Raw genomic sequence first — 1,309 nt, forward strand, 5'->3', positions numbered from 1 at the left:
GATTAAGAGGCAGATGTATGGTAGAGCGGGGTTTGACTTATTGAGGAAACGTGTAGTATACGCTCCGTCTTGACCACCAAAAGTGGGGAAGAACCAGCATGCTCCGGTATATGCAATCTTTTTAAGCATTCATTTCAATGTGGATGTCTAGAAAAATACAAATATTATATAATCACCTTCACAAAGCGGGCAGGAAGTTGTCATTTTATACGTCAGTTCTGTTGGTGGTTACCTACATAACTTATCTTCCATCTTGCCCCAGGTTTCTTTTGGTATGCACCACATACCTGAATATTAAGAACACCATCTCGGCATTGTCTAAGCATTTCTCGAAAATTGAACCCCGGTTTAGGTCCTTTTGTATTAGTTAGAATACTAGCATCAGATAAAGCTTGCGCACATTCATCTGCTGTTAGAAATGGTATGTTATTTTTCTTCATGTAAAGTTGAAGATAGTCTGATACATCTTGTACTTGTTGGTCTGTATAAATGAATTCCATAATTATTCAATATTTTTAATAATAGCTATTTTACTCATTCCATAAACAAACCTCCCATTCTCATTTTTCTTGTTCGTTAACTTAGGGGTTCCTTTTGTTCCATTGCAAGCTTTTAGCGCATTTGCAAGAAATAATGGGCGTACTGGAGACTCGAATTCTTTCTCACAATCTTTGAGAATCTGTAAGGCATTTTTAGGTTCGCTAAAATATCCTGAGGAGATTTGTTGTAATACCCATTCTTTAACTGATTGTTCTGTAACTATATTTGGGGATTCCAGTAATAAATCTTTTGGTTCAGCAGATAAGATAGCGACAAGTTCTATACTGCCATCTTTGAGGATTTTTTCAGCTTTATAAACAGCCAAGTCAGATTCACTCTTTGCTACAGATATTTGGATTGTAAATCCTGAGTTAGTGATATCGGGCACTATTTGCTCTATGCTACAATCGAAAATCTCACGAAATATATTATTAAATGGTATGGAGTAAATTAAGGTATGAGTGGGATCTTCAGCGTCACGAACATAAAAGTCGCGTTGACCCATGAGAAAAGAAAGCTCGAATTGACTATAACCTTTTTTCTTCCTCAAAAGAAATACATTTAGCATTTTTTCGACCTCTATTCGTGGCATGGCAGTAATATTAATTATTTCAAATTTGAGATCAACTAGCATAAAATTGGCCATTTCTTTCACCGCAAATATACTAATCCTTTTTTTGCTTACCGATAAGGATGTATGTATTAAAGTCGCCTTTAAGCACTACTTTGAGTCACTTGCGTCCTAAACGTTTAAAAAGTGGCGGTGTTT

The 1,309-nt window shown here is 35.9% G+C and carries 2 protein-coding genes; both read right to left on the minus strand.

What is annotated here, in order from left to right; all coding sequences use genetic code 11:
* Positions 1-212 precede the first annotated feature (212 nt).
* A complete protein-coding gene (locus IQ31_RS27230; RefSeq protein WP_145331509.1) occupies positions 213-500 on the minus strand; it encodes a hypothetical protein in 288 nt (95 codons plus the stop codon).
* 2 nt (positions 501-502) lie between these two features.
* Positions 503-1,195 (minus strand): hypothetical protein, encoded by a 693-nt coding sequence (locus IQ31_RS27235; RefSeq protein WP_145331511.1) that lies wholly within the window; start codon positions 1,193-1,195, stop codon positions 503-505.
* Positions 1,196-1,309: the final 114 nt, after the last annotated feature.

Source organism: Sphingobacterium siyangense (assembly GCF_007830445.1).
In the GTDB taxonomy this organism is placed as follows: Bacteria; Bacteroidota; Bacteroidia; order Sphingobacteriales; family Sphingobacteriaceae; genus Sphingobacterium; species Sphingobacterium siyangense.